The sequence below is a fragment of the Kitasatospora sp. NPDC057936 genome (assembly GCF_042887525.1).
Classification (GTDB): domain Bacteria; phylum Actinomycetota; class Actinomycetes; order Streptomycetales; family Streptomycetaceae; genus Kitasatospora.
Window position 1 is genome coordinate 39,089 of record NZ_JBHVPD010000040.1, and the last position, 19,148, is coordinate 58,236.

The 19,148-nt window shown below is 73.6% G+C and carries 18 protein-coding genes and 1 riboswitch; of the genes, 11 read left to right on the forward strand and 7 right to left on the reverse strand.

Annotated features, from left to right (window positions below):
* Positions 1–68 precede the first annotated feature (68 nt).
* The 4 genes from pdhA to ACFVU9_RS21600 all read left to right on the forward strand — a co-directional run bounded on the left by pdhA (position 69) and on the right by ACFVU9_RS21600 (position 5,355).
* Entirely contained in the window at positions 69–1,208 is a 1,140-nt protein-coding gene (gene pdhA, locus ACFVU9_RS21585; protein WP_380439689.1) for a pyruvate dehydrogenase (acetyl-transferring) E1 component subunit alpha, read from the forward strand.
* Between the two features lie 80 nt (positions 1,209–1,288).
* Entirely contained in the window at positions 1,289–2,251 is a 963-nt protein-coding gene (locus tag ACFVU9_RS21590; protein WP_387595525.1) for an alpha-ketoacid dehydrogenase subunit beta, read from the forward strand.
* A gap of 5 nt (positions 2,252–2,256) precedes the next feature.
* Complete coding sequence (locus ACFVU9_RS21595; protein WP_387595528.1) at positions 2,257–3,552, forward strand: dihydrolipoamide acetyltransferase family protein; 1,296 nt, start codon at positions 2,257–2,259, stop codon at positions 3,550–3,552.
* 231 nt (positions 3,553–3,783) lie between these two features.
* Positions 3,784–5,355, forward strand: a complete 1,572-nt coding sequence (locus ACFVU9_RS21600; protein WP_387595485.1) for a globin domain-containing protein — start codon at positions 3,784–3,786, stop codon at positions 5,353–5,355.
* 17 nt (positions 5,356–5,372) lie between these two features.
* Here ACFVU9_RS21600 and ACFVU9_RS21605 read toward each other — a convergent pair whose 3' ends face one another.
* On the reverse strand, positions 5,373–5,915 hold the full coding sequence (locus ACFVU9_RS21605; RefSeq protein WP_380439685.1) for an NUDIX domain-containing protein: 543 nt from the start codon (positions 5,913–5,915) through the stop codon (positions 5,373–5,375).
* Positions 5,916–6,099: 184 nt separating this feature from the next.
* The gene (locus tag ACFVU9_RS21610) at positions 6,100–6,480 is read right to left on the reverse strand and encodes a phage holin family protein (protein WP_380439683.1); all 381 of its coding nucleotides are present in this window, start codon (positions 6,478–6,480) and stop codon (positions 6,100–6,102) included.
* A 108-nt stretch (positions 6,481–6,588) separates the two neighbouring features.
* On the opposite strand from ACFVU9_RS21610, the gene ACFVU9_RS21615 reads away from it, so the two are divergent.
* The 3 genes from ACFVU9_RS21615 to ACFVU9_RS21625 all read left to right on the forward strand — a co-directional run bounded on the left by ACFVU9_RS21615 (position 6,589) and on the right by ACFVU9_RS21625 (position 7,974).
* Positions 6,589–6,906, forward strand: a complete 318-nt coding sequence (locus ACFVU9_RS21615; RefSeq protein WP_380497488.1) for a cupin domain-containing protein — start codon at positions 6,589–6,591, stop codon at positions 6,904–6,906.
* Between the two features lie 24 nt (positions 6,907–6,930).
* Positions 6,931–7,593, forward strand: coding sequence for a thiaminase II (tenA, locus tag ACFVU9_RS21620; protein ID WP_380439681.1), 663 nt, complete (start codon positions 6,931–6,933; stop codon positions 7,591–7,593).
* Between the two features lie 180 nt (positions 7,594–7,773).
* Positions 7,774–7,974 (forward strand): DUF5326 family protein, encoded by a 201-nt coding sequence (locus ACFVU9_RS21625; protein ID WP_380439679.1) that lies wholly within the window; start codon positions 7,774–7,776, stop codon positions 7,972–7,974.
* Between the two features lie 85 nt (positions 7,975–8,059).
* On the opposite strand, the gene ACFVU9_RS21630 is transcribed toward ACFVU9_RS21625, so the two are convergent.
* Both ACFVU9_RS21630 and ACFVU9_RS21635 read right to left on the reverse strand, forming a co-directional pair.
* A complete protein-coding gene (locus ACFVU9_RS21630; RefSeq protein WP_380439678.1) occupies positions 8,060–9,502 on the reverse strand; it encodes an SPFH domain-containing protein in 1,443 nt (480 codons plus the stop codon).
* A 174-nt stretch (positions 9,503–9,676) separates the two neighbouring features.
* Positions 9,677–9,877 carry a hypothetical protein gene (locus ACFVU9_RS21635; protein WP_387595491.1) on the reverse strand — a complete coding sequence of 67 codons (201 nt, stop codon included), beginning with the start codon at positions 9,875–9,877 and terminating at the stop codon, positions 9,677–9,679.
* 97 nt (positions 9,878–9,974) lie between these two features.
* A riboswitch (TPP riboswitch) is annotated at positions 9,975–10,110 on the forward strand.
* Here ACFVU9_RS21635 and thiC point away from each other — a divergent pair.
* The gene (thiC, locus tag ACFVU9_RS21640; RefSeq protein ID WP_380439674.1) at positions 10,105–11,919 is read left to right on the forward strand and encodes a phosphomethylpyrimidine synthase ThiC; all 1,815 of its coding nucleotides are present in this window, start codon (positions 10,105–10,107) and stop codon (positions 11,917–11,919) included. Its footprint overlaps the riboswitch before it by 6 nt.
* Before the next feature lie 166 nt (positions 11,920–12,085).
* Positions 12,086–12,301, forward strand: a complete 216-nt coding sequence (locus tag ACFVU9_RS21645; protein WP_359964259.1) for a hypothetical protein — start codon at positions 12,086–12,088, stop codon at positions 12,299–12,301.
* A gap of 55 nt (positions 12,302–12,356) precedes the next feature.
* Here ACFVU9_RS21645 and ACFVU9_RS21650 read toward each other — a convergent pair whose 3' ends face one another.
* The 3 genes from ACFVU9_RS21650 to ACFVU9_RS21660 all read right to left on the reverse strand — a co-directional run bounded on the left by ACFVU9_RS21650 (position 12,357) and on the right by ACFVU9_RS21660 (position 15,967).
* A complete protein-coding gene (locus ACFVU9_RS21650) occupies positions 12,357–13,178 on the reverse strand; it encodes a hypothetical protein (protein WP_387595496.1) in 822 nt (273 codons plus the stop codon).
* 242 nt (positions 13,179–13,420) lie between these two features.
* A complete protein-coding gene (locus ACFVU9_RS21655; protein WP_380439670.1) occupies positions 13,421–14,695 on the reverse strand; it encodes a metallophosphoesterase in 1,275 nt (424 codons plus the stop codon).
* A 114-nt stretch (positions 14,696–14,809) separates the two neighbouring features.
* On the reverse strand, positions 14,810–15,967 hold the full coding sequence (locus tag ACFVU9_RS21660; protein ID WP_078859964.1) for a LacI family DNA-binding transcriptional regulator: 1,158 nt from the start codon (positions 15,965–15,967) through the stop codon (positions 14,810–14,812).
* A 348-nt stretch (positions 15,968–16,315) separates the two neighbouring features.
* Between ACFVU9_RS21660 and hisC the strand changes: the two genes are divergently transcribed.
* Positions 16,316–17,392: a histidinol-phosphate transaminase gene (gene hisC, locus ACFVU9_RS21665; RefSeq protein ID WP_380439666.1), complete on the forward strand. Its 1,077-nt coding sequence runs from the start codon at positions 16,316–16,318 to the stop codon at positions 17,390–17,392.
* A 337-nt stretch (positions 17,393–17,729) separates the two neighbouring features.
* On the forward strand, positions 17,730–19,148 hold the full coding sequence (locus tag ACFVU9_RS21670) for an efflux RND transporter periplasmic adaptor subunit (RefSeq protein WP_387595501.1): 1,419 nt from the start codon (positions 17,730–17,732) through the stop codon (positions 19,146–19,148).

Here is a 19,148-nt window from a genome sequence, read left to right on the forward strand (position 1 = left end):
TCTGGTCAAGATGAACAGACGACCGAACAATCGGTAGGGAGCCCCCACCACCCCCGGAGGTGCCCGAGATGACCGTTCTCGACCACAGACACTCCACGGCGGTGCCCGGCTGGATGCCCGGGGCCACCGCCCCCCGCACCGACCCGGCCCCGTTGCTGCCGGACGCCTCCCCCGTCCGCGTGCTCGGCACGCCGGCGCTGGAGAAGCAGGACCCCGCCCTGCTGCGCGAGCTCTACCGCCGGCTCGTGATCGGCCGCCGCTACAACCAGCAGGCCACCACCCTGACCAAGCAGGGCCGGCTCGCGGTCTACCCGGCGTCGGCCGGCCAGGAGGCCTGCCAGATCGCCGCCGCGCTGGCGCTCGGCGAGCAGGACTGGCTGTTCCCCAGCTACCGCGACACCCTCGCCGTGGTCTCCCGCGGCGTCGACCCGCTGGAGGCGCTGACCCTCCTGCGCGGCAACGCCCACACCGGGTACGACCCGCGCGCCACCCGCACCGCCCCGCTCTGCACCCCGCTCGCCACCCAGGCCCCGCACGCCGTCGGCCTGGCGCACGCCGCCCGGCTGCGCGGCGAGCCGGTGGTCGCGCTCGCCATGCTCGGCGACGGCGGCACCAGCGAGGGCGACTTCCACGAGGCGCTGAACTTCGCCGCCGTGCTGCGCGCCCCCGTGGTCTTCCTGGTGCAGAACAATGGCTACGCGATCTCCGTCCCGCTCACCGCGCAGTCCGCCGCGCCCAGCCTGGCGCACAAGGCCGTCGGCTACGGCATGCCGGGCCGCCTGGTGGACGGCAACGACGCGCCCGCCGTGCACGGCGTGCTGGCCGAGGCCGTCGAGCGGGCCCGCACCGGCGGCGGCCCGACCCTCGTCGAGGCGCTGACCTACCGGATCGACGCGCACACCAACGCGGACGACGCCACCCGCTACCGCACCGACGACGAGGTGGCGGCCTGGCGCGAGCACGACCCGATCCTGCTGTTGGACCGCGCCATGCGCGAGCTCGGGATCCTGGACGACGAGCTGGTCCGGCGGGCGGCCGACGAGGCGGAGGAGCTGGCGGCCCGGATGCGGGCCGAGTTCCACGCCGACGCCGAGCTGGACCCGATGGCGCTGTTCGCCCACGTCTACGCCGAGCCGACCCCGCAACTGCGCGAGCAGGCCGCCCAGTTGTCCGCCGAGCTGGCCGCCGAGGCCGAGGTGCAGCACTGATGAACTCCGCCCACCCGTCGCCCGCCCCCACCCTTGGCCGAGCTGCTGCGCAGCGCACCTCTGGCCCGCGCACCGCCTCCATGGCGCAGGCGCTCAACACCGCGCTGCGGGACGCCATACGCGACGACCCGGCGGTGCACGTGCTCGGCGAGGACGTCGGCGCGCTCGGCGGCGTCTTCCGGATCACCGACGGGCTGACCGCCGAGTTCGGCCCGGACCGCTGCCTGGACACCCCGCTGGCCGAGGCCGGCATCCTCGGCACCGCCATCGGCATGGCGATGTACGGGCTGCGCCCGGTCGTCGAGATGCAGTTCGACGCCTTCGCCTACCCGGCGCTGGAGCAGCTGTTCTCGCACGTCGCGAAGATGCGCAACCGCACGGCGGGCAGGCTCCCGCTGCCGATCACCGTCCGCATCCCGTACGGCGGCGGCATCGGCGGGGTCGAGCACCACAGCGACGCCTCCGAGGCGTACTACACCAGCACGCCCGGCCTGCACGTCGTCACGCCCGGGACGGTGGCCGACGCCTACGGGCTGCTGCGCGCCTCGATCGCCTCGGACGACCCGGTCGTGTTCCTGGAGCCCAAGCGGCTCTACTGGGGCAAGGACGGGTTCGACCCGACCGCGCCGGTGGAGCCGATCGGCCGGGCCGTGCTGCGGCGCACCGGCACCTCGGCCGTCCTGATCACGTACGGGCCCTCGCTGCCGGTCTGCCTGGAGGCGGCCGAGGCGGCGAAGGCCGAGGGCTGGGACCTCGCGGTGCTGGACCTGCGCACCCTGGTGCCGTTCGACGACGAGACGGTCGCCCGCGTGGTGCGCTCGGTCGGCCGGGCCGTCGTGGTGCACGAGGCGAGCGGCTTCGGCGGCACCGGCGCGGAGATCGCCGCCCGGGTCACCGAGCGCTGCTTCCACCACCTGGCCGCGCCGGTGCTGCGGGTGACCGGCTTCGACATCCCGTACCCGCCGCCGATGCTGGAGCACCACCACCTCCCCGGGGTGGACCGGATCCTGGACGCGGTCGCCCGGCTGCAGTGGGAGGACTGAGGATGATGCCCGTCGTGCGCGAGTTCACCCTGCCCGATCTCGGTGAGGGACTGACCGGGGCGGAGGTGGTGCGCTGGATGGTCGAGGTCGGCGAGGTGATCGCCGTCGACCAGCCGGTGGTGGAGGTGGAGACCGCCAAGGCCGTGGTGGAGGTGCCCTGCCCGTACGGCGGGGTGGTCACCGCGCGGTACGGCGAGCCGGGCGAGGAGATCGCCGTGGGCGCGCCGCTGGTCACCGTCGCGGTGGCCGCCGCGGGCGGGCCGGCGGACGCTCCCGTCGCCGCGCCGTCCGCCGAGGTGGAGCGCCCGCTGGTCGGGTACGGGGTGGCGGAGTCCCGGGGCGCACGGCGTCGCCGGGTGGGGGCTTCCTCGGCTCCGGCTCCGGCTCCCGTTCCCGTCCCCGTTGCCCCTGTGGCGGTCGCCGCGGCGCCCGCCGTGGTGCCGGTGATCTCGCCGCTGGTGCGGCGGCTGGCCCGGGAGCAGGGGGTCGACCTCGCGGCGGTCGCGGGCAGCGGGCCGGACGGGCTGATCATGCGGTCGGACGTCGAGCGGGCGGTCGCGGCCAAGGTCGCCGCTCCGGTCGCCGCTCCCGCCGCGGTCGCCTCCGCCGCGGCCGAGGGTGTCGTCCCGCTGCGCGGGCTGCGCAAGGCGGTGGCGGAGAAGCTCAGCCGCAGCCACCGGGAGATCCCCGCCGCGACCTGCTGGGTGGACGCTGACGCCACCGAACTGATGGCGCTGCGACGGCAGTTGAACGCCACGCCCGGTCCTAAGGTGAGCGTGCTGGCGCTGCTCGCCCGGATCTGCACGGTCGCGCTGGCGCGCTTCCCCGAGCTCAACTCCAGTGTGACGGAGGACGGTTCGGGCATCATCCGGCACTCGGTGGTGCACCTGGGCTTCGCCGCGCAGGCCGAGCGCGGGCTCGTCGTCCCGGTGGTGCGGGACGCACACGCGCGGAGCACCGAGCAACTCGGCGAGGAGCTCGCCCGGTTGACCGAGTCGGCCCGGAGCGGCTCGCTGACCCCGGCCGAACTGACCGGTGGCACCTTCACGCTGAACAACTACGGCGTGTTCGGCGTGGACGGCTCCACCCCGATCCTCAACCACCCCGAGGCGGCGATGCTCGGCGTCGGCCGGATCGTCGCCAAACCGTGGGTGCACGATGGGCAGTTGGCGGTGCGCGAGGTGACGCAGCTGTCCTTCACCTTCGACCACCGGGTCTGCGACGGCGGCACGGCGGGCGGGTTCCTGCGGTTCGTCGCGGACTGCGTGGAGCGGCCCGGGATGTTGCTGCGGCAGCTCTGACCGGGCCCTTCTCGAACCGCGGTCGCCCTGAATAGACGGGGGAGCCACTCAGGGCGACCGTGGAATGAGTGACACTAGCGCGTTCCCGGGCCGGGCGTCCGGGCTTCGCGTGATTTGTCGGATGAGCACTTCGGGCGTGCCACGCTGCCTAGGCGTCAACAGGGACAAGCCAGGTGGTGGCGTAGGCCGGCCGGAGGCGAAACGATTCTCTTGGGTACTCGAAACGTTGCGGTGAAGCCCCGCAGAACACTTCTGGTCCGCACCGGGCACGGCTCGGCGGGGGTCTCCTCCGTCCCGGGCCTGCCGGAACTCCCCCCGGACCACCCGGCCCCCGGACGGGCGCAGGCCCCCGTGCCTCCCCCGATGCCGCTCGACCCGCCGGACCTCCCGCCCGTGGAGGCGCCGACGGCCGTCCTGCCGGTGCTGCCGGACCTGGTCACCGGGCCCGTGCGGCCGGCGAGCCCCGAGCCTGCGGCCCCGCTCGCCGCGCCGCCCGCGGCCCCGCCCGCCGCCCCGCCGTTCCGGCCGCTGTTCGCCGACGCTCCCGGCCTCAACTGGGCCGGACCCGGCGACAGTTGGAGCCAGGCCTGGGCCGTGCAGGCCCTCGCCGAGGGTGGTCCGGCGCCCGCCGCGCTCGCCGGCGGCACCTGCTCGGCCGCCGAACTTCCGCCCACCGCACGGGACATCGAGCTGATCCGGGCCAGTCTGGCGGTCGTCGAGCCGGTCGCCGACCGGGCCACCGCGCACTTCTACGCGCTGATCTTCCTGCACCACCCCGAGGTCCGCGCCCTCTTCCCGGCCGCCATGGACGTCCAGCGCGACCGCCTCTTCCGCGCCCTGCTGGCCGCCGCCCGCGGTGCCGACGACCCGGCGGCCCTGCGCGCCCACCTGAGCGCGCTCGGCCGCGGCCACCGCCGCTACGGCACGCTGACCGGCCACTACGGCCCGGTCGGGGAGTGCCTGGTGCAGGCCCTGGCCAGGTACGCGGGCAGCCGCTGGGACGCCGCGACCGAGCTGGCCTGGCGCCGGGTCTACCGCCTGGTCTCGTCGATCATGATCGAGGCCGCGGAGGAGGCCGCCCGCACCTCGCCGCCGTGGTGGCACGGCGAGGTGGTGCGGCACGAGCGCCGCACCCGGGACGTCGCGGTGATCACCGTCCGCCCGGACCAGGCCTACCCGTTCCGCGCCGGGCAGTACACGAGCCTGGAGACGCCCTGGTGGCCGCGGGTGTGGCGGCACTACTCGTTCGCCTCGGCGCCGCGGCCGGACGGGCTGCTGACCTTCCACGTCAAGGCCGTCCAGGCGGGCTGGGTGAGCAACGCGCTCGTCCACCGCGCGGCGCCGGGGGACGTCCTGCGGCTCGGCCCGGCGGCCGGGGCGATGACCGTCGACCACGGCTGCGGCACCGACCTGCTCTGCCTCGGCGGCGGCACCGGCATCGCGCCGATCCGGGCGATGGTCGAGGAGGTCGCCGAGCACGGCGGTCCCGGCCGCCGCGTCGACGTGTTCTACGGGGCCCGCAGGCCCGCCGAGTTGTACGACCTGGACGGGCTGCGCGAACTGGCCGGGCGGTGCCCGTGGCTCACCGTGCGCCCGGTGGTCTCCGGCACCGGCCCCGCCGGGGGCGCGCTGGCCGGTGAACTCCCCGAGGTGGTGGGCCGGTTCGGACCGTGGGCGGGCCGGGAAGCGGTGCTCAGCGGGCCCGCCGCGATGGTCCGCCGGAGCGTCGGGGCGCTGGTGCGCGCCGGGGTGCCGGTGGAGCGGATCCGGCACGACCTGGTGGGGGACCTGGCCGCGGGCTGAGGCGCCGCCGGCCGGGCTCAGCCGAGGTCGGGGGCGAGCAGGGCGCGGATGCCCTCGATGTTGGCCGCCAGGTAGGCCCGCAGCCGGGGCGGGACGACGTTGACCGACGTGACGCCCTCGCGCGTGAACGGCAGCCGGACCACCTCGTACTCGCCGTTCGGGTCGTCCACCTCGGGCCCGTGCCGGCGGCTGAGGTCCATCGAGGCGAGCCGGCACACGAAGAAGTGCTGCACCTTGACCCCGTGGGGGTGGAGCAGCGTGCCGTCGTCGTGGTGCGTGTGGCTGATGGTGTCGACGAACGCGGGCACGACGTCGACGACCTTGCCGCCGAGCTCCTCGTCCACCTCGCGGTGCAGCGCCTCGACCACCGTCCGGTCGCCGCGCTCCACCCCGCCGCCGGGAGTGATCCAGTACGGGTGCGGGGAGCCGGGGCGGACCCGGCGGATCACGACGAGGCTGGCCGGGCCGTGCGGGTCCGCCGGGTCCAGCTCCAGCAGGATCGCCCGGGCGGTGCGCTTGACGACCGGGCGGGGTGGCGGGGTGCGGTTGTCGGGACCCATGGCCACCTCCGGGGCGCGAGCGTTGTGCGGGAGTCTGCCGCAGCCGGGCCGGGACGAAACGCCGACCCGCCGGGGTGCCTCCGATCGGGGCGCGGCGGCCCGGGGCGGCCGGAGAAGGGGGAGGGCCCGTCCCCGGTGAACCACCCGGGTACGGGCCCTTCCCACGACGCGGCGGCCGCCGCGCTCAGTCGTCGTCCAGGGCCAGGTGCAGGCCCCACGAGACCAGGCTGATGATCAGCGAGCCCAGCAGCGCCGGCACGAAGCCGGTGACGTGGAAGTCGAGGCTGAGCCGCCCCGACGCCCACGAGGTCAGCAGTAGCATCAGGGCGTTGATCACGAAGGTGATCAGGCCCAGGGTCAGGATGAACAGCGGGAACGAGAACAGCTTGACGACCGGCTTGACCAGCCAGTTGACCACGCCGAAGACCAGCGCGACGGCCACTACGGTGATCGCCTTGTGCTGCCAGTCGGTGTTGGCGTCGGTGAGTTGGATGCCGGTGACGATCCAGGCGGCGACCCAGATGGCCACCGCGTTGATCAGCGTTTTGAGAACGAAACCCTTCATGGCGACCAGCCTGGCAGGCCGCCGGGGGCGCAGGGAAGCTCCCGCCGGGCATGTTGGTGTTGAATGCCGGTGGTCCCGGAGGTGGACGGAGAAGGGAAGACGGCACCGGTGAAGCTGTTCCGGCTGGACGAACTCGACGCCGAACGCGCGGCCAACGACGGCGCGTACCTGCGGTTCCTGCGCGAACCGCGGATGTCCGCCGGGCTGTACGCGCTCTCCCCCGGCGCCACCGACCCGCAGACCGCGCACGACCAGGACGAGATCTACCAGGTGATCAGCGGCCGGGCCGAGCTGACCGTGGGCGGCGAGACCGCGACCGTCGGGCGCGGCACCGTCGTGTACGTGCCGGCCGGGACGCCGCACCGCTTCCACCACGTCACGGAGGAGCTGCGGGTCCTGGTGGTCTTCTCGCCCCCGGAGGACTGACCGGCAGGCTTTAGGGTCGGACGCATGCGTCTCACCGAAGAGCTCTGGTCGGCCATCGAGCCGGTCTACGCCGAGATCCTGGCCCACCCCTTCATCGGCGGCCTCACCGACGGCACCCTGCCGCGCGAGGCCTTCCGCCACTTCGTCGTGCAGGACTCGCACTACCTGCGCGACTACGCCCGCGCGCTCGCCGTCTGCGCCGCCAAGGCGCCCGGCGAGGAGGACGTGCGGGCGTTCGCCGCCGACGCGGTCGGCGCGATCGCGGCGGAGCAGGGCATGCACGCCGAGTTCATGACGGCCTTCGGGGCCAGTGCCGAACAGGCCGCCGAGGAAGCGGTGCTGCCGACCACCCGGGCCTACACCAGCTACCTGCTCGCGACCGTCTACGGCGGCTCCTTCGCGGAGGCGCTCGGCGCGGTGCTGCCCTGCTACTGGATCTACGCCCGGGTCGGCGAGGCACTGCTCGCCCAGGGATCGCCGGATCCGCTCTACGCCAAGTGGATCGCCACCTACGGCGACGAGGCGTTCCAGTCGGTGGTGCGGCGCGTGCTGGCGCTCGCGGACCGGATCGGCGAGGAGCTCTCCCCCGTCGAGCGCCGCCGGGTGGTCGAGCACTTCACGACGACCTCGCGCTACGAGTGGATGTTCTGGGACGCCGCGTGGCGCGGCGAGCGCTGGCCGGTCTGACGCTTCCGGGGCGGTTCCCCAGGGTCATCCCCGGGGGCCGGGGTCGGGGTGATCTCGGGGTTCTCTCCGGGCCGTTGGGCCTCGTTCCGGCACTGGCGCCCCCGTACGATCGACGTATCGAAAGCAAGCGGGATGCGGCACCGAAGGGGCGGCCGGCCCGAGGGGAGAGAAGGAACGGACATGGCTGAGCTCTGGAAGTCGCTGCCCTCCTGGGTGCGCAACATCGTCGTGCCGGTGCTGGTCCTGGTGCTGGCCTGGAACGTCGTGACCTTCGTGTTCGGCGTGGTCGGCGCGCTGCTGGGCCTGCTGATCAAGCTGCTGGTCGTGGTCGGCATCGGGGCGGCCGTGGTCATCCTGGTGAAGAAGGCGGCGAAGCTCTGACGACGCTCCGGCGTCGACGCCGAGGCCCGGCACCCCGTCGTGGGGTTGCCGGGCCTCGGCCGTCGCGGCGCGGGACCGCTCCGGGTCACTCCTCGATGCGGACCTGCTGCACCACCGGCGCCTTGGCGTCGGCCGGCGCGTCGGCCGGGGCCTCCTTCATGGTGCTCAGCAACTGGCGGGCCAGGCCCAGGCCGGTGCCGCCCATGGTCAGCGCCTTCGCGAACATCTCGCCCATGCCGTCCGCGCCGTTGAGCAGCACCATGTGCTCGACGTTGCCGAAGGACTCGGCCGCGGCCCGGACGATCTCCGGCCACTTCTCCGCCAACTCCTGCGCCACGACGGCGTCCTGGTTCTCGGCGAGGGCCGCGGCGCGGGCCCGGATGCCCTCGGCGTTGGCCAGCCCGAGCGCCCGGGCCGCCTCGGCGTCCGCCAGACCGCGGGCCTCGACGGCCGCGGCCTCCGCCTGACCGGTGGCCCTGGTCGCCTCGGCGGCGGCCAGGCCGCGCAGCTTGGTGGCCTCCGCCTCGGCCGCCGCGGCGATCTTCACCTGGCTGGCGTCGGCCGCCGCCCGCAGCTCGGTCTCCCGGGCGTGCGCCTGGGCCGAGGAGATCCGGGCGTCGCGGTCGGCGTCGGCCTTGGTGCGGGTCTCGTACGCCTTGGCGTCGGCCGGCTTGCGGACGTCGATCTGGAGCTGCTGCTCCTTGCGCTGGGCCTCCAGCTCGGCGACCTTCGTCTCCTGGACGACGACCTCCTGGCGGGCGGCCGCCTCGGCGAGCGGTCCGGCCTGCCGGGCGCGGGCGCTCGCGGTGTCCATCTCGGCCTGGTAGGAGGCCTGCTGGATCTCGCTGTTGCGGGTGGCCTCGGCCTTGCGGGCGAACGCCTCCTGCTCCGCCTCGGTGGCCTCGCGGTCGGCGGCGGCGGCCGCGATGCGGGCGTCGCGCTGGACGGCCGCGGCGTGCGGGGCGGCGAGGTTGCGGATGTACCCGGTCGGGTCCAGGATCTCCTGGATCTGCAGCGAGTCGATGATCAGACCGAGCTTCTCCATCTCGGCGCCCGAGGCGGCCCGGGTCTCGCCGGTCAGCCGATCGCGGTCGCGGATCATGTCCTCGACCGTCAGCCCGCCGACGATGGAGCGCAGGTGACCGGCGAACACGTTGTGCACCCGCTGGCCCATCATCTTCTGCTGGTCCAGGAAACGCCGGGCGGCGTTGGCGATCGACACCGAGTCGTCGCCGACCTTGAAGATGACGACACCCTTGACGTGCACCGGGATGCCCTGCTGCGTCACGCACTCGACGTCCAGCTCGGCCTCGTTGAGGTCCAGCGACAGGCGGCGCACCGCCTGCATGCCCGGGACGACGAAGGTGCCCCGCCCGGTGACGATCCGGAAGCCCAGGCCGTCCCCGTGCTTCGACCCGGAGATGATCAGTGCCTCGTTCGGCTCGGCGACCCGCCACATGAGCTTGAACAGGATGATCACAACGATGATGGAGGCCACCACGGCCCCCGCGACGACGCCGATAACCATCGGCCGACTCCCCCTTCAAGGCACACCGCTCCGTGGCTGCGCGTGGTTGTGCAGGAGTGCGCGGACGCGGTGGCAGCGGAGATTCTGCGCCTGTTCGTGCGCGTGCGCCAGTAGGTGACGTCGTGACTTCGTCCCGGTCCTGTCACGGGCCCCGTGACGAGGGAGGATCGTCCGTCAGAGCGGCGACACGAACACCGTGCGCGGCGCCTGGTACTCGACCACGATCACCTGCGTGCCCGTCGGCAGCGGATCCCCCGGCACCGCCAGGTACGCCAGGAACGCCTCCGTCCCCTGACGCTCGGGCACGTGCACCAGCACCTCCCCGACCAGGCCCGCGCCGATCTTCCCCGTGACCCGCCCCGTCAGTCCGATCATGGGCTTCAGTCTGCGCTCGCCGCCCGCCCACCGGAAGCCCTCTGGACCTGCGGCGATCCTCTCGCTACGGTGTTGGGCGTCATGTGCAGGCAACACCGCCTGCGGACGCGGGAGCTCGGAGCACCGGGCTGAGAGGGCGCTGAACGGTCCGTCGACGGACGGCCGGGACGCTGCGCCGACCGCAGGAACCTGGACCGGGTAATGCCGGCGTAGGGAGTGAAGGTCAGATGACCACGTTCGACGCACAGCCGCAGTCTGCCCAGAGCGCCCCCAGCAGCGAGCGCACCGGCTACCCGACCCCGGCCTGGCGCAAGGCCCACCGCGAGGGATCCCGCCCCGATCTGCGGGTCCCGTTCCGCGAGGTGGTGCTCACCAACGGCAAGACCGTTCCGCTGTACGACACCTCCGGCCCGTACACCGACCCCGCCTACGAGCCCGACGTGCGCCGCGGCCTGCCCGCCCTGCGCGACGCGTGGATCCGCCAGCGCGGTGACGTCGAGGAGTACGACGGCCGCGAGGCCCGCCCCGAGGACGACGGCATCAAGCACACCTCGCCGCGCGGCGGGAACCTGCGCAACCTCGACGCCGTCTTCCCCGGCCGCCCCCGCCGCCCGCTGCGCGGCCGCGGCGGCGCCGCCGTGACCCAACTCGCCTACGCCAAGCGCGGGATCGTCACGCCGGAGATGGAGTTCGTCGCCCTGCGCGAGGGCCTGGCCCCCGAGTTCGTGCGCGACGAGGTGGCCCGCGGCCGGGCCGTCATCCCGGTGAACGTGAACCACCCCGAGGTGGAGCCGGCGATCATCGGCACCAACTTCCTGGTGAAGATCAACGCCAACATCGGCAACTCCGCCGTCACCTCCTCGATCGAGGAGGAGGTGGAGAAGATGACCTGGGCCACCCGTTGGGGCGCCGACACCGTCATGGACCTCTCCACCGGCCGCAACATCCACACCACCCGCGAGTGGATCCTGCGCAACTCCCCCGTGCCGATCGGCACCGTGCCGCTGTACCAGGCCCTGGAGAAGGTCGACGGCAGGGCCGAGGAGCTGAGCTGGGAGGTCTACCGGGACACCATCATCGAGCAGTGCGAGCAGGGCGTCGACTACATGACCGTCCACGCCGGCGTGCTGCTGCGGTACGTCCCGCTGACCGCCCGCCGCAAGACCGGCATCGTCTCGCGCGGCGGATCGATCATGGCCGCGTGGTGCCTCGCGCACCACAAGGAGAACTTCCTCTACACGAACTTCGAGGAGCTCTGCGACATCCTCGCCGCCTACGACGTCACCTTCTCGCTCGGTGACGGCCTGCGGCCCGGCTCCATCGCCGACGCCAACGACGAGGCGCAGTTCGCCGAGCTGCAGACCCTCGGCGAGCTCGGCCGGATCGCCCGCGAGCGCGACGTCCAGGTGATGATCGAGGGCCCGGGCCACGTCCCGATGCACAAGATCAAGGAGAACATGGATCTCCAGAAGGAGATCTGCGACGAGGCGCCGTTCTACACGCTCGGCCCCCTCACCACGGACGTCGCCCCCGGCTACGACCACATCACCTCCGGCATCGGCGCCGCGATGATCGCCTGGTGGGGCACCGCGATGCTCTGCTACGTGACGCCCAAGGAGCACCTGGGCCTGCCCAACCGGGACGACGTCAAGACCGGCGTGATCACCTACAAGATCGCCGCCCACGCCGCCGACCTCGCCAAGGGCCACCCCGGCGCCCAGGCCTGGGACGACGCCCTCTCCGACGCCCGCTTCGAGTTCCGCTGGGAGGACCAGTTCAACCTGGCCCTCGACCCGGAGACCGCGCGCGACTTCCACGACGAGACCCTCCCCGCCGAGCCGGCCAAGACCGCGCACTTCTGCTCGATGTGCGGCCCGAAGTTCTGCTCGATGAAGATCTCGCAGAAGATCCGCGACGAGCACGGCGACGGCTCCACGGCCGTCGGCACCGAGTTCGACGCCGAGGCGCTGGCCGGTATGCAGGCCATGTCCGAGGAGTTCAAGGCCCACGGCAACAAGGTCTACCTGCCGATGGCGGACTGACCGCCGCCGCCCCAGAGCCGGCCCGCGTTCCTCCGGGGGGAGAGCGCGGGCCGTTTTCCTTTCCACCCGGCGGCCTCGGACGGGTTCCGGTCTTTGCCGCCCCGCCATCGTGCGTCCGGGGGAAAACGGAGGCACCCTGGGGGGAAGGCCGACCAAGGAGGCAGCGATGGGCAGCCCGATCAAGGGGACCGATCCGAGCGACGAGACGAACCGGGACGCCAAGGCGTCCCCGCGGCAGCTGTACAGCGGTGGCGAGCGGCCCTTCGACCCCGAGGACCTGGTCATGGCGTCCGGGCAGGACGTCACGCCCGAGCGCCTCGCGTGGGCCAGGCGGCAGATCGACGAGAAGGGCGCGGCGGCGCTCGAACGCTACCTGCCGTAGCGGCCGCTCCGGGGTCCTGCGCGCTGCCCCGGGCGTGGCCCGGGGCAGCGGTGCGTCAGCCGACCTCGTCGGGGCCGGTGAAGCCCGGCGGGGTGTAGCCGGGGGTGCTGAAGTCGGGCGGGGTGAAGGCGGCGGGGCGGGAGGTGCGGCCCTCGGGGTCGGTGAGGCCGTCGGGGCCCGGGCTGGTGTAGCCCGGCGGGGTGTAGCCGGGGCTGGTGAAGTCCGGGCGCTGGGCGGGGACGGCCGGGAGGCCGGCGTGCAGGTAGGGGAGGAGGCCGTGGTCGCGCAGGGCGGTGCGCCAGGCGCGGCGGGCGGCGGCGAGCTCGGCGGCGAGGTCGGGGTCGGTGCCCGCGGGGGCGCCGGAGCCGTCGCGTAACGCGGTGAGGACGAGCCCGACGAGGCCGACGGTCATCGCGACGATCCCGGCCGCGAGCGCGATCCAGCCCGCGGTGAGCAGGGAGCGGGCGAGGACGAGCCCGGGGTCGGCGGCGCGCAGGGCGTACCCGAGGAGCAGCAGGACCAGCGCCGCGGCCCAGGCCAGGATCGGGGTGAGCACGGTGAGGACCGGGAAGAGCCCGGCGCCGCCGTCGGCGGAGCGCAGCTGGGAGAGCAGGCCGGGGGCGGCCGGCTCGGCGCCCTCGGCGGGCGGGGGCGTGCTGCGCAGGCTCTCGCGCAGCCCGGTGTAGTGCTCGTACTCGGTGGCGGCCGCGGCGGCGATGGCGTCGGCGTCGCGCAGGGCGCGGGCGCGCAGCTGGTCGGCGGTGAGTGCGCCGGGCGCGCGGAGGGCGGTGCGGACGGTGCCGTCGCGGAGGGCTTCGGCGAGGAGGCGCTCGTACTCCGGGCGGTCCTCGGCGAGCAGCGGCGGGGGGTTGGTCATGGGGACCCCGTTCATGCGGACCCCGGTTCGCTCCGCCTCGCGGGCTGGGTGGGCCCGCAGGGGCGCCGAATCGGGCGCGGAGGCGGGCCGCCGGACGGGCGGCCGCTCGTGGTGTGCCTCATGGTAGGGGCGGGTGCGCCCGCGCTGACAGTCCGATTCCGGAATTTCGCGCCCCGGGCCGCGCGCGTGCGACGGCCCGGGCGCCGGGAACACCCGTGCGACGGGTGGGCCGGCGGGTGACGTCAGTTGACGGGCAGTCGGGCGATGAGCAGGCGCCCTTCCATGGTGACGCCGCCGTCCATGGCGACCGCGAGGTCGTCGGCGTACACGTACGGCCCGGGGATGTGCGGCGGGGCGCCGTCGTCGGCGTGCACAGCGCCGGTGAGGTACGGGATCGGGCTGTGGCCGTGCACGATCCGGCTGCCGCCGTAGGTGTCGAGGAGCTCGTGGACGGCCGTCGGGCCGGCGTCGCCGCGGAAGGCGAAGCGCTTGGTGAAGCGGCGGAAGCAGTCCCACCACTCGTCCACGCCCTCGTCGGCGAGCAGGCTGTGCACCGCGTCGTTGACGTCGGGGATGGACTCGCCGTACTCCAGGTAGGCGGTGGTGTCGGAGTGCAGCAGCAGGTGGCCGTCCTCGATGGCGATGGCGGGCAGCCGGGAGAGCCAGCTGATGTGGTGCGCCTGGAGCCGGTCGAGGTCGTGCTGCTGGCCGCCGTTGAGCCGCCAGGCGGCGAGGAAGGAGGCGGTGCCGGCGGTGGACTGGACGGGTTCGTCCCCGTACCTGGCGGCGCCGAGGAAGAGCAGTTCGTGATTGCCCATCAGGGCCCGGCAGTAGCCGCCCGCGGCGGCGGCCTCGGCGGCGAGCTGCATGACGAGGTCGATGACGCCGATGCCGTCGGGGCCGCGGTCGGTGAAGTCGCCGAGGAACCAGATCCGGGAGCGGCCGGCGCACCAGTGGCCGTCGGCGTCGATGATGCCCTGGTGGCGGAGTTCGGCGACGAGTTCTTCCAGGTAGCCGTGGACGTCACCGACGACGTAGAGCGGGCCGGGCGGCTCGTCCGGGCCGGGGGCCGGGTACGGGTAGCTGGGCACGGGCTCGGGCAGCGGCGGGCCGAGCTCGATGGTCGGCGGGTCGTCGCGGCCGGGGAACTGGTCGGCCGGCCGGTCGGGGTGTCCGTCGGCCAGGGGGTCGGGCACCGCGTCGGGGAACTGGAGGGCCGGCGAGGGCCGGTCGGGCAGGGTCGGCTCGTAGCCGGGGTGGTCCTGGTGGTTGAACGCCGGCGCCTGCCCGGGGGCGTGCATCGTGTGTCCGTGCGCCTGGCTGTCGGCGGGCCAGTGCTGTTCGAGGTAGCGGGCGCCGCCGTAGCCGCTGTAGGTCTCCGCTTCGTACGGCGTCCCGGCGTAGCCGGCGGGTTCGGGCTCGTAGTAGGTGCCGTACGGCAGCACGTCGAGGTCCGGCTGGTGGCGGGGGCCTGAGGAGGGGTGTTCAGGCCCGGGGAAGCGGTCCTCGGGTGTCATTCGCCCATCATAGGAAGACCACTCTCCCGGCGTCGTCACCTGGTGGGTATCCAATCCTCCGGAGCGTCAGCCGGGCCGTCCCGCAAGGTCCGTTTTGTCCCGGCTCGGTATGGTCTAGACCTCGCCCGGGGGTCGGGGAGGACTGACGGTGGTGCGCGGACTGCGGCGCTGCGAGGAGGCCCGGACGATCAGCTCGGTGGGCATCAGGGTGCCGGGCGGCGGGCCGGTTCCGGCGGTGCGGAAGCGGGGCGGGAAGAGCCGGGCGATGTCGACGCCCGTCCCGGAGTCGACGCCCTCGATGGCGTCGATGAGGAGGTTGACGACGGTCGTGCCGATCCGGCGGGGCTTCAGTGAGAGCGTGGTGATCGGGGGCTCGGTGGCGGCGTAGACGTCGCTCTCGCTGCAGCAGACCAGCAGGAGGTCGTCGGGCACCCGCAGCCCGTAGCGGCGGGCGGCGGCGAGCAGGTCGGTGCCGTTGGGGTCGAACAGGCCGTAGACGGCGTCGGGGCGGTCGGGGCGGGCGAGCAGCCGGTCGGCGGCGACGGCGCCGGCGGCCGGGTCGTGCGCGGGGTAGGCCTCGTACACCGGCTCCTGGCCGACCTTGGCGCACCAGCCGAGGTAGGCCTCGGTGGAGAGCCGGGTGTAGGTGTCGGTGCTGGTCCCGGTGAGCAGGCCGATCCGGCGGGCGCCGGCTTCGGAGAGGTGGTCGAGGATGCCGAGCACGGCGGCCTCGTGGTCGTTGTCGACCCAGGCGGTGACCGGGCAGTTGCCGGGCTTGCCGTCGCTGACCACCGGGACGCCGGACCGGTAGAGCTCGCTGACCAGCGGGTCCTGGTCGGGCGGGTCGATCACCACGGTGCCGTCCAGGGCGATGTTGCCCCAGACGTCGTGCCGGGAGGACGCAGGCAGCACCACCAGCGCGTAGCCGCGGCCGAGGGCGGCGCTGGTGGCGGCGCGGGCCATCTCGGCGAAGTACGCGAACTCCGTGAAGGTGAACGGCTCCTCGCCGTAGGTCGTGACGGTCAGCCCGATCAGGCCGGACCGTCCGGTGCGCAGGGTGCGGGCGGCCGCGGAGGGGCGGTAGCCGAGGCGCTCGGCGACCTCGCGCACCCGGCTGCGGGTCTCGTCGGGCAGGCGGCCCTTTCCGTTCAGCGCGTCGGAGACGGTGGTGATCGACACTCCGGCGGCTGCTGCCACATCCCGGATGCCGGCCCGCTCCAGACGCCGTGAGGTGGTGGGTCGCCGACCGCTCTGGTTGGCTGCTGCTGTCATGGCGGACCGATCGTATGGCTCCTGACAAGGTCCTGTGACCGGCGCATCGGGAGCCTTTGGAGATACGTTTCTCCACGAGTGAGCCGGGGCGCGCCCCTTCGATACCGGCCCAAAACCTGGCGTCTTACCTCTGACATGTGCCAAAGGAACCCGGCAGAATGGCTGATCTGCACCGGTGGGCCGACCGGCCAACTCACTCCTACGGGTGAGCGCGGTCGGTATGGTGCAAGGCACCCGACCGGGGTGGTCCGGGCGTGTGCACCGGAGGACCCGCACCGGAGGACGCACACCCGGACATCGCGCGTCCACCCGACGCGGAGATCGAGAAGATCGAGAAGGAGCAGGACCGTGAGCGACACGTCAGCGCAGGGCCCGCGGCTGCGGCCGACCCTGGACGGCATCCCCACCTACAAGCCCGGCAAGCCGGCCGGCGCCGACGCCTACAAGCTGTCCTCCAACGAGAACCCGTACGGGCCGCTGCCCGGCGTCCTGGCCGCGGCGGTCGAGGCGGCCGGGTCGTTCAACCGTTACCCGGACATGGCGGTCAACGAGCTCACCGAGGAGCTGGCCAAGCGCTTCGGCGTGCCGGCCGAGCACATCGCCACCGGCACCGGCTCGGTCGGCGTCGCCCAGTCGCTGATCCTCGCCACGGCGGGTCCGGGCGACGAGGTGATCTTCGCCTGGCGCTCCTTCGAGGCGTACCCGATCATCACCCAGGTCGCCGGCGCCACCCCCGTCCCGGTCCCGATCACCGCCGGCGGCGACCACGACCTGGACGCGATGCTCGCCGCGATCACGCCGAACACCCGGCTGATCTTCGTGTGCAACCCGAACAACCCGACCGGCAACGTGATCCACCGCGCCGAGCTGGAGCGCTTCATCGACGCGGTGCCCGGCGACGTGCTGGTCGTCGTCGACGAGGCCTACATCGAGTTCATCCGCGACCCCGAGGTGCCCAACGGCATCGACCTCTACCGGGACCGCCCGAACGTCTGCGTCCTGCGCACCTTCTCCAAGGCGTACGGCCTCGCGGGCCTGCGCGTCGGCTTCGCGATCGCCCACGAGCCGGTGGCGACCGCGCTGCGCAAGACCGCCGTCCCGTTCGGCGTGAACCAACTCGCGCAGGACGCCGCCGTCGCCTCGCTGCACGCCGAGGACGCACTCAAGGTGCGGGTGGACGCGCTCGTGGAGGAGCGCGCCCGGGTGGTGGCCGGACTGCGTGCCCAGGGCTGGGACCTCCCGGACTCGCAGGCCAACTTCGTGTGGCTGCCGCTCGGCGCGCGCTCGGCGGACTTCGCCGCCGCGGCCGCCGCGGCCGGTGTGATCGTCCGGCCGTTCCCCGAGGGCGTGCGGGTGTCCATCGGCGAGGCCGAGGGCAACACGATCTTCCTCGCGGTGGCCGAGGAGTTCCGCAAGACGCTCTGACGTCCGCGTCCGTACGCAGGGGCGTTCCGCACGCGCGGTGCGCCCCTGCGGCGTTCGGGAGGCGTTCGGGAGGCGTTCCGGAGGTGCTCACGACGTGCTCGCGGGGTGCTCCGGGCGCTTTCGGGAGGCCCGGATGCCGTCGGTGTGGTGCCGGGCGCTGCCGGATGCCTGGGGATCGCTGGGAGCAGGCTGGGAGTTCGGCCAACGGCCGGCCACGCGGCGGCCAAGCGGCCCGCGCGAACGGGCCGGTGCGAGCGGAATGTCCGGATCCACCCGTTCAGCCTTCTCCCAGCCCGCGCCCAGGCCGACGCAAGAGCGCCCGGCGAAGCTGTCCGCCATGAAGGTGCTCCCACGACGGCGAGGCGCCGTCCTCGTCAATTCCGCCCTGGGCGTGGCCCTGCTGGCCTGCGCCGCGCTGGCGTACACCACGGTGAACAGCGGGCCGAGCGCGGCCGCCGGACAGCCGAAGGCCCGGACCGCGACGGTGGCCAAGGGGACGGTCCTGGCCACCGTGTCCGGAACCGGCACGCTGGTGTCGCCCACCGACGCCGCCCAGGACTTCACCACCGGTGGCCGGCTCACGGCCGTCAAGGTCGCGGTCGGGGACACCGTGAAGAAGGGCCAGGTGCTGGCCACCGTCGACACCACCGCCGCCCAGCAGCAGGTGGACGCGGCCAACGCGGCGCTCACCACGGCCGACGCCAACCTCACCAAGGCCCAGGCCGGTGTCACCACCACGACCGTCGAGCCGCTGCCCCAGACCGGCGCTCCCGCCGCCCCGAGCCCCAGCCCCAGCCCCAGCGCCGGTGCCGGGGGCGGCGGCCGCGGAACGGGCGGGAACAGCGCGCCCGTTCCGCAGACCACCACCGTCACCACCACCAAGGTGGACGACGCGGCCGTCGCCTCGGCCGAGCAGCAGGTCGCCACCGCGCAGACCAACGTGGCCAACGCCCAGGCGGCGCTGGCCGGCACGACGCTCACCGCGTCGGTGGACGGCACCGTCGCGTCGGTCTCCGCCAAGGTCGGCGACACCGTCGGCGGGGGATCGTCCTCCACCACCTCGGGATCGACCAAGTCGACCGGGACGAGTGCGAGTTCGAGCAGCGGCACGCCGAGCGGCTTCATCGTCCTGACCAACCCCACCGGGATGCAGGTCACCGCCAACTTCTCCGAGCTCGACTCGCTCAAGCTCAAGAAGGGCGAGGCGGCCACCGTCGCGCTGAACGCGCAGTCCGACACCAAGCTCAACGCGACCGTCCTGTCGGTCAGTTCGCTGCCCAGTAGCAGTGGCGGCGGCAGCGCGGGCTCGTCGGCCGTCCAGTACGCGGCGACGCTCCAGATCACCGGTGACACCAGCACCCTGCGCACCGGCCTCAGCGCGACCGTCTCGGTGGTCACGGGCGAGGCCGACAATGCGCTCTCGCTGCCCACCTCCGCGCTCGCCGGCACCGGCAGCAGCCGGACGGCGAACGTGGTGCAGCCGGACGGCTCCACCCAGCGGATGAGCGTCACGGTCGGCGTCGAGGGCGACAGCACCGTGCAGGTGCTCACCGGGCTCAAGGAGGGCGACAAGGTCGAACTCCCCACCACCAGCGCGGGGAACGGCTTCCCGAACGGCTCCTTCCCGGGGCAGGGCGGCCAGGGCGGTCGCGGCGGTGCGGCCGGCTTCGGTGGCGGTGGCGGCTTCGGTGGCGGCGGCATCCCCGGCGGCGGTGGCGGCAACGCCGGCGGCGCGGGTCGCGGCGGCAAGGGCTGA